The 8,454-nt window shown below is 68.2% G+C and carries 6 protein-coding genes; 4 read left to right on the top strand and 2 right to left on the bottom strand.

What is annotated here, in order from left to right; genetic code table 11:
* Positions 1–188 precede the first annotated feature (188 nt).
* Both G6O54_RS18620 and G6O54_RS18615 read left to right on the top strand, forming a co-directional pair.
* Positions 189–1,322, top strand: coding sequence for a DUF1559 domain-containing protein (locus tag G6O54_RS18620; RefSeq protein ID WP_165227160.1), 1,134 nt, complete (start codon positions 189–191; stop codon positions 1,320–1,322).
* 62 nt (positions 1,323–1,384) lie between these two features.
* The gene (locus tag G6O54_RS18615; protein WP_165227159.1) at positions 1,385–1,852 is read left to right on the top strand and encodes a hypothetical protein; all 468 of its coding nucleotides are present in this window, start codon (positions 1,385–1,387) and stop codon (positions 1,850–1,852) included.
* 52 nt (positions 1,853–1,904) lie between these two features.
* Here the strand turns inward: G6O54_RS18615 and G6O54_RS37975 are convergent, their stop codons facing one another.
* Both G6O54_RS37975 and G6O54_RS18605 read right to left on the bottom strand, forming a co-directional pair.
* Positions 1,905–4,715 carry a sulfatase-like hydrolase/transferase gene (locus G6O54_RS37975; protein WP_250846970.1) on the bottom strand — a complete coding sequence of 937 codons (2,811 nt, stop codon included), beginning with the start codon at positions 4,713–4,715 and terminating at the stop codon, positions 1,905–1,907.
* Positions 4,716–4,769: 54 nt separating this feature from the next.
* A complete protein-coding gene (locus G6O54_RS18605; RefSeq protein ID WP_165227158.1) occupies positions 4,770–4,955 on the bottom strand; it encodes a YezD family protein in 186 nt (61 codons plus the stop codon).
* Positions 4,956–5,207: 252 nt separating this feature from the next.
* Between G6O54_RS18605 and G6O54_RS18600 the strand changes: the two genes are divergently transcribed.
* Both G6O54_RS18600 and G6O54_RS18595 read left to right on the top strand, forming a co-directional pair.
* On the top strand, positions 5,208–7,646 hold the full coding sequence (locus G6O54_RS18600) for a tetratricopeptide repeat protein (RefSeq protein ID WP_165227157.1): 2,439 nt from the start codon (positions 5,208–5,210) through the stop codon (positions 7,644–7,646).
* Positions 7,647–8,241: 595 nt separating this feature from the next.
* Positions 8,242–8,454, top strand: coding sequence for an MbtH family protein (locus tag G6O54_RS18595; RefSeq protein ID WP_165227156.1), 213 nt, complete (start codon positions 8,242–8,244; stop codon positions 8,452–8,454).

Here is an 8,454-nt window from a genome sequence, read left to right as displayed (position 1 = left end):
GTTGTCAGGTCAGATGTCGGAGGTCGCTTGAAAGTCCGATGGACCGTGGCTATCGTAATCATGCTCTTTGGGACCCCGGCCCCATACCTCCGCACGGAATGTCGTCGGCGCCGATCGTCGGCCTCATCCTCCCGCCATCCGCGATGACGCCCCCACCCCGCTCGTCCATCCCCAGGGGATTCCTCCGCATGAATCAGGATCACCAGCTTCGAGTCCCGACTCCGCGCCCCGGCTTCACACTCATCGAGCTACTGGTGGTGATCGCCATCATCGCCGTGCTGATCGCGCTGCTGCTGCCGGCCGTGCAGTCGGCTCGCGAGGCGGCCCGGCGGGCCCAGTGCACCAACAACCTCAAGCAGCTCGGCCTGGCCACGGCCAACTACATGGAGGTCAATGGCACGACGCCGCTGCACATGCACCGCCGCTCCAACGAGTGGGACAACCCGCCGAACGGGGCGTCCGGGAATCACTCCTGGTACTGCGTCATCCTCCCGTTCGTGGAGCAGTCGCCGGCCTACAACTCGATCAATTTCACCTACTCCTCGGGCTGGAACGAGATCGAGACCCAGGTCGGGCCGAACATCACCACCAACCTGATGACGATCTCCTCGTTCCTCTGCCCGTCCGACGGCGAGCGGAACACCTATCTCGGCGTCAACTGGGGCAACTTCAATTACGTGGCGAGTTGCGGCGTGCCGCGCAACTACCTGATGCCCGGCCAGGCCAGCACCAACGCCGCGTCACCCCCGCCGTCCACGGGGATGATCTCCGAGTCCCGCATGAACGTCGCCGGGCCCTGGAGCGACAAGTGGCGGGCGAACACGAACCGGAGCTTCAGCGGCGCGTCGTTCACCGACGGCTTCTCCAACACCGCGGCCTTCAGCGAGTCGCTCGTCAGCAACGGTTCCCAGCAGAATTCCGACCCCAGGCGCAACCTCCGGACCATCGACTCGGACTACATGGACGACTACGACGCCTACATCGATATCGTGGTCCGCGACGGCCTCGCCAACGGCTACAACTGGGGGCCCTGGACCGAGGAGCGGGGCATGACCTGGCAGTTCACCGATAGTTGGCAGAAGCACGTCTACGCCCACGCCTTCCCCCCCAACGCCGCCCCGGTCGTCTGCGACTACTCGGACACCTTCCGCTGCCACGAGTGCGACGGCGCCATGAACCCGACCAGCAACCACCCCGGCGGCATCAACCTCGCCTTCCTGGACGGCTCGGTCAGGTTCATCAAGAACTCGATCAGCCTGCCGACATGGTGGGCGCTCGGCACCCGTGCCGGCGGCGAAGTCATCAGCGCCGATCAGTACTGAACCAGATCCGATGGTCCCGGCCCCGGACGCGCCGTCCGGGGGCCGATCGAGGCTCCAGGAACATGCGCCGTTCATCCCTCGCCCTGGTCGCGTCCTTCGTCGCCGCGGTGTCGATCCTGCCCGGCTGCGGGGGCGACGACATGTCGCATCTGAAGGCCCTCAGCACCTACACGCCGGAGAACGTGGCCCAAGAGCTCCTCTCGCGCTACAGGTCCATCAAGCAGAAGTCGTCTCCCCGGGCCGCCGAGAAGAAGTCGAAGGGCCAGGGGATCGTGGTCGACGGCGACAAGAAGCCCCAGCATGACGACGCGCCGGAAGGGGCCCACGCGCATGACTCCGCCCCGGCGACCAAGGGCCAGTCGGTCGACGACCTGATCCGGAACATCGCCGGCAAGGCCAGGAAGGTGGAAGGCATGCCCCGGCCGGAGGTCCTCTCGAAGATCTCGACGCTCATCGACGCCGACAAGGACCTGTCCGCCGCCGACAAGGACGACCTCAAGAGCAAGCTGAAGCAGGCGATGGGCGACTGAGATCCGGCCGTGGCGGCCTCATCCATACCGCCACGACCGGTCTCGTCCGGCTTCAGCGCGAAGCCGCCGTTGCCGCCGGTTCCGCCTCGCCCCAGACGGGAGGCGCGTGGTAGTCAGCGGGCTTCGGCACGTTCCGGGGCCGGACGGCGGCCGCCGCGAACCGGTCGAACCTCGCCTTCAGCTCGGCGAGCTTCGACGGGCTCTCGCCCGCGAGGTTGGATTTCTCGTAGGGATCCGCGGCGAGGTTGAACAGCTCGACGGTCTCCGCGGCGGGCTTGATCGCACGGCCGGGGGCTTCTGCGTCGTCGCCGATCCCGGCGCGACTCGGCCCGTTGACCACGAGCTTCCAGTCGCCGACACGGATCGCCCCGCCGCCGGGCGTGGCGGTGAGCAGGATCTCCTCGTGCGGCGACGGGGCACCTTCCGTGATCGCCGGCCAGGCATCGCGGCCATCCAGCGGCAAGGACTGTGCGGACGCCCTCCCGGCAAGTTTGAGCAGCGTCGGATACCAGTCGACGACGTGGAGTGGGGCATCCACCACGGTCCCCGGCTTGATGTGCCCCGGCCAGGTCGCGAAGGCCGGCACCCGGACGCCTCCCTCGTAGGGAGTCGCCTTGGCGCCCCGGAGCGGGCCGTTGCTCGTCACCTTGCCGGGGTTCGGACCGCCGTTGTCGCTCGAGAAGACGACCAGCGTGTCGTCCGCGAGCCCCTTCGCGCGGAGGGCGTCGACGACCTTGCCGACGGCCTCGTCCATCGCCGCGACCATCCCCGCGTACGTCCTCCGCGGCTCCGGCAGCGAGGCGTACGGCTCCTTGTAGCGGTCCGGGACCTGGTGGGGTGCGTGGACGGCATTGAACGCGAGATAGAGGAATAACGGCCGTGACGTGTCGTGCTCGGCGATCCGCCGCGCAGCCTCATCGCCCAGCAGGTGCGTGCTGTAGCCCTCGTCACGCGAGGCCCTGTCGTCTCGGTGCCAGTCGAGGCCGCCGTCGCGCTCGTGGGTGAAGTAATCGATCGCGCCGTTGTACAGGCCGTACTGGTGCTCGAAGCCGCGGCGAGTCGGCAGGAACTCCGGCCGGGCGTGCCCGAGATGCCACTTGCCGACGATGGCCGTCTCGTACCCGGCCTCCTTGAGGCCCTGGGCGAGTGTCCGCTCCTCCGTCGGCAGGCCGTAGGGCGACCACGGCCGGACGACGCCGACCTGGAGGCCGTGCCGGATCGGGTATCGGCCCGTGAGCAGGGCCGCCCGCGTCTGGGTGCAAAGCGGCTCGACGTAGAACTGCTCCAACCGCGCCCCGGAAGAGGCGAGCGCATCGAGCCGGGGTGTCCGGATCTCCTTGCCGTGCCAACTGACGTCCGCCCAGCCGAGGTCGTCGGCCAGGATGTAGACGATGTTCGGTCGTCGGCCGGGTGCCCCCGGGGCCGGTGCCGAGGCCGCCGCCGGCCTCGCCTCACGGCCCGTCGCCGGGCGGGCATTGCCGGGCCCCCAAAGAGGCTTCGCCAGCTTGCCGCTCCATGCGGCCCAGGCCGATTGCAGCTCCTTGACCTTCTCGGGTTGCTCCGAGGCGAGGTCATGTGCCTCGCCGATGTCCGAGGCGAGGTTGTACAGTCGGGCCGGCGTCACCTTCGCCTTCGCCGGACTGGAGACCGTGCCGTCATCGACGGCCGCGTCGTATTGCACGAGCTTCCAGTCGCCGCGACGGATCGCCCGCTGATCGCCGAGCCGCCAGTAGAGCGCCTCGTGCGGCGTCGCGCTCGCCTCGCCCTTCAGGAAGGGGAGGAGGTTCACGCCGTCGAGTCGCGCGTCCTCGCTGGGCGTCGCACCAGCGGCGGCCAAGGCCGTCGGCAGGACGTCGAGCTGGATCACCGGCTTCTCATAGACGCTGCCGGCCTTGAGCTTCCCCTTCCACTGGACGGCGAACGGGACGTGGATGCCCCCCTCCAGCGTCGTCCGCTTGGAGCCCCGGAGCGGGGCGTTGATCGATCCGTTGATCGAGGTCCCCTTCAGGGTCGGGCCGCCGTTGTCGCTGAAGAAGAAGATCAGGGTATCCTCCTCGAGGTTGGCGGCCCGGAGCGCCCCGAGGACCTTGCCCACGCCCTCGTCGAGCGCGCTGAGCATGGCCGCGTACGTCCGGCGCTGTTCGTCCGCGATCCCGGCGAACCGCTTGAGCCGCTCGTCGGTCGCGTGCATCGGCGTGTGGACGGCGTTGTAGGCCAGATAGAGGAAGAACGGCCGGTCCTTGTGCCGCTCGATGTACGAGACGGCCTCGCGGCTGAAGGCGTCGGTCAGGTATTCCTTCTCGTGGACGACTTCGTTGTTCCGGTAGATCGGCGCCCCCTGCCCGGGGATGTACGGGTGGGCGCCGCCAAGGAATCCGAAGAACTCGTCGAACCCGCGGCGGTTGGGGCGATACTCGGGCGCATTTCCCAGGTGCCACTTGCCGACGAGGCCCGTGTCGTATCCGGCCGCCTTGAGGCGGTCGGCGATGGTCGATTCGGACAGGGGGAGGCCGAAGGCGTTCGAGCCCGCTTCCTCGGCCTGCTGACCCGGGTTGAACTCGTGCCCGAACCGCTGCTGATAGCGGCCGGTCAGGAGCCCGGCGCGGGTCGGGCTGCAATAAGGCCCGGAGACATAGCCGTTCGTGCAGCGGACCCCGCCCGCGGCCAGGGAATCCACGTTCGGCGTGGGGATGTCGCGGCCGCCCTGGAAGCCGACGTCCGAAAAGCCCATGTCATCGGCCAGGATGATCACGATGTTCGGCTTGCCGGGCTCACGGGCCTCGGCCGCCCCGGCGACGGCCATCACCAGCAACCCCCCCGCGACCGCCCGCCACACGGCGGGCGGTCGAATTGAAGCTCTCATCTCCGTTGTCTCCTCTCACATCTCAATACGGAGTCGGCGTCGCGCGATCCTCGCTCAGCGGAGCCGCTCTTTCTCGATCCGTTCGATCTGAACGACCACCCCATCCTGGACGATGACCCGGACCTCGCCGAAGCGGATCCCATGGAGTGCCTTGCGGACCCGCTCCAGGTCGACATCAGCAGGGCGGCCGGGATGAGGGCCCTTTTGCCCCTGGCCATTCGCGAGCAACCTGGTCTCCATGGCTTCCACCCGACAGACGTCGGAACGAGGGCACCGCCGGCCTGCACGACAGGCCGGGCCACCGTCCTTCACCTTTCGCATCAACCGCCGCGAGTATGACAACGTCATCGGCACCGGTCAAGGCGAAACAACACAATTTCTATAGAGTTAATATGGATTGCTTCTGCGACTCCCACAGGCGATGATTGGGGGCCATGTCGTGGAGGATCCCAAGGGCCTGCAAGCAGGATCATTGCCGTGGGAAATCGAAGGGTGCGCATCGCTCGTGCGGGGCGGGGGATCAGCGGGCTGGTCGCGGGCCTCGTGCTGGTGACGATGGCCGCGGCCGGCTGCGGGCAGCGGACGAGCCCGGCCCCCGCTCCTCCTGAGGATTCCCACGCCGGATCGCGGGAGACGAAGGCTCAGCCCGCGGCGAAGGCCGTGAACACGGCCTTCGCCGGGTCGGCCGCCTGCATCGACTGCCACCAGCATTTCCATTCCCTCTGGGCGACCTCGCGGCACGGGCTGGCGATGCAGCCCTACACGCCGGACTTCGCCCGCAAGGAGCTGACCGGCCAGGTCCAGCCCGTGGTGATCGAGGGGAAGCCCTATCGCGCCGAGGTCGCCGCAGGGAAGGGATCGGTCCGCGAGGGGGAAGGGGCGGCCGCGAAGGAACTCCCGATCGAGCACGTGCTCGGGGGGAAGAACGCGTACTACTTCCTCACCCCGATGGGCCGCGGCCGGCTCCAGGTCCTGCCCGTCGCCTACGACGTGAACAAGAAGAGCTGGTACGACACGGCCGCCAGCGGCGTCCGCCATTTCCCCGACCGGACCGATTCCGCGCTCCACTGGACCGACCGGATGTTCACGTTCAACACGACCTGCTTCAACTGCCACGTCAGCCAGCTCGCGACCAATTACGACCTGGCCACGGACACCTACCGGACGACCTGGGCGGAGGCGGGCATCAGTTGCGAGTCCTGCCACGGCCCGGCCGCCGAGCACGTCCGGGTGATGACCGAGGAGAAGCCCGCCGGACGCACGTCCAAGGACCTCAGGATCGTCCGCACCAAGGAGTTCTCCCCCTCTCAGATGAACGACATGTGCGCGACCTGCCACGCCAAGATGGTCCCCATGTCCACCACGTTCGCCCCCGGCGAAGCCTTCTTCGACCACTACGACCTCGTCACGTTCGAGAGCCCGGACTACTACCCGGACGGCCGCGACCTGGGGGAGAACTACACGTTCACGTCCTGGCTCGGCAGCCCGTGCGCGAAGGCCGGGAAGCTCGACTGCAATCATTGCCACACCGGCAGCGGCCGGCCCCGATTCGAGATGGCGGAATCGGACCGGTCGTGCCTCCCGTGCCACCAGAAGCTGGTGGACGACCCGATCCCGCACGGGCGTCACGCGAAGGGCTCCGAGGGCAACCGCTGCGTCTCCTGCCACATGCCGACGACCCGATTCGCGGCCATGGGCCGGACCGATCATTCGATGCGGCCTCCGACCCCGGCGACGACCCTCGCCTTCAAGTCCCCCAACGCGTGCAACCTCTGCCACAAGGACAAGGACGCCGCCTGGGCCGACAAGCTGGTCCGCGAATGGTATCCGCGCGACTACCAGGCCCCGGTCCTGAAGACCGCGAAGCTCCTCGACGCCGCCCGCCACGACCGCTGGGAGGAGCTGCCGGCGATGCTGGCCGGGGTCGTCGACCCCGGGGCGGATTCGGTCTGGAAAGCCTCGCTGCTGGGCTTCCTCCACGGAGCCCCGGTCGATCCCTCGGCGCGGGCCGGCGCCTTCATGAAGGCGCTCGACGACCCGTCTCCACTGGTCCGCGCGCGGGCCGCGGCGGGGATGACGGGCCTCCTCTCGCAGGAGACCGCGACCGCGCTGCTGAAGGCCGTTCGCGACCCCTCGCGACTGGTCCGCATCCGCGCCGCCCAGTCGCTGGCCGGCGTCCCCGACGACGCCATCGCCGATGCCGCGGATCGGGCCGCACGCGACGCGGCCGTGCGGGAGTTCCTCGCGTCCATGGACGCCCGCCCGGATGACTGGGCCTCGCACGCCAACCTCGGCAATTTCGAGATGGAACGGGGCGGCTTCGACCGCGCGGCCCGCGAGTTCGAGATCGCGTCCAAACTCGAGCCCCGGGTCATCGGCCCGCTCGTGAATGCGTCCCTGGCCTACAGCAACCTCCGCCAGCCCGACCGCGCCGAGGCCGTCCTCCGCCGGGCGCTCGAGGCGGAGCCCGGCAACCCCTCGGCCCTCTTCAACCTGGGCCTGCTCCTGGCCGAGATGGATCGGCCGGCGGAGGCCCGCAAGTCGCTCCTCGCGGCGCTCGAGAAGGACCCGCGCATGGCCGCGGCCGCCTACAACCTGGGCGTCCTCGACGGGGCGAAGAACAAGTCCGAGGGCGTCCGATGGTGCCGCAGGGCGCTCGAAATCGAGCCCACGTCGGCCAAATATGCCCATGCGCTGGCGTTCTATCAGCAGGCCGCGGGCGAGCTGCCCGCCGCCGCGGCGACGTTGCAGAGCTGGCTGGCCGCCCATCCCCTGGATGGCTCGGCCATCCTCGGCCTCGGCCGCATCCACGAGCAACGGGGCGACCGCGGCGCCGCCGTCAAGCTCTATCGCGATGCCACCGTCAACCCCGGCCTGGCCTCAGAATCCAGGGCGGCCATCGCCGCGGAGCTGAACCGACTCCAACCCTGATCCGGGCCTTTCGACTCAGCCCAGCCTTCCGGAACCCGCCGGCATGCCCCCGGCCCGGCCGGACGCGCACGACCAGAACACCCTGGCTATTCGACTCGAAATAGATTACCTATAACCCCAGGGTTTCCGAGAACTGTCCCATAACCAGGAGATTCTGTCCCGTAGACGCATGCATGAACCCGTTTCGGTCGACATCGGCATGCAACTTGTTCCAGTCACAGAGACTGGATGAGGTAAGGGACCTGTAGGGGCTATCTCCTTGCCTTGGGTGCAGTGAAGTGTTTATCCTGGATTCGAGACATACGAATGGGCCAAGAAAAGTCGTGGCGAGCTCATGCCGTGGGCATTCTGAGTTCGAGGCAGGATGTCTCCCGCCCCACCCGGCGTCCTGATCCCTCGCCGCACTCCTCTTGAGCATCGAGATGGGCCCGACTCGCCTGGTCGTCGCGAGCGATGGTCGGACGCCGCAACCACCCCCCGACGCACTCCAGGTCCACCGACGACTTGCCAATCGATGAGATCCATGGGACCGAGGGCCGGCGGGGCCGCCATGAGCCTCCGCACGCGTCCGCGGTCGAAGGGAGCGAAGCCGCCAATGCCGCTCGAGGACAGGGAAGAAATGACCTACCGCGTGGTCTCCAACCACGAGGAGCAATACTCGATCTGGTTCGTCGACCGCGAGCTGCCCCCGGGCTGGAAAGAGGTCGGCAAGTCCGGCACCAAGGACGAGTGCCTGGCCCACATCGAGGAGGTATGGACCGACATGCGCCCGCTGAGCCTCCGCAAGCGGATGGACGAGGCAAGCTGA

The organism is Aquisphaera insulae, from assembly GCF_011064615.1.
Taxonomy (GTDB): Bacteria; Planctomycetota; Planctomycetia; order Isosphaerales; family Isosphaeraceae; genus Aquisphaera; species Aquisphaera insulae.
Note: the sequence above shows the minus strand (reverse complement) of the source record. Positions and strands in the feature narration are given on the sequence as shown.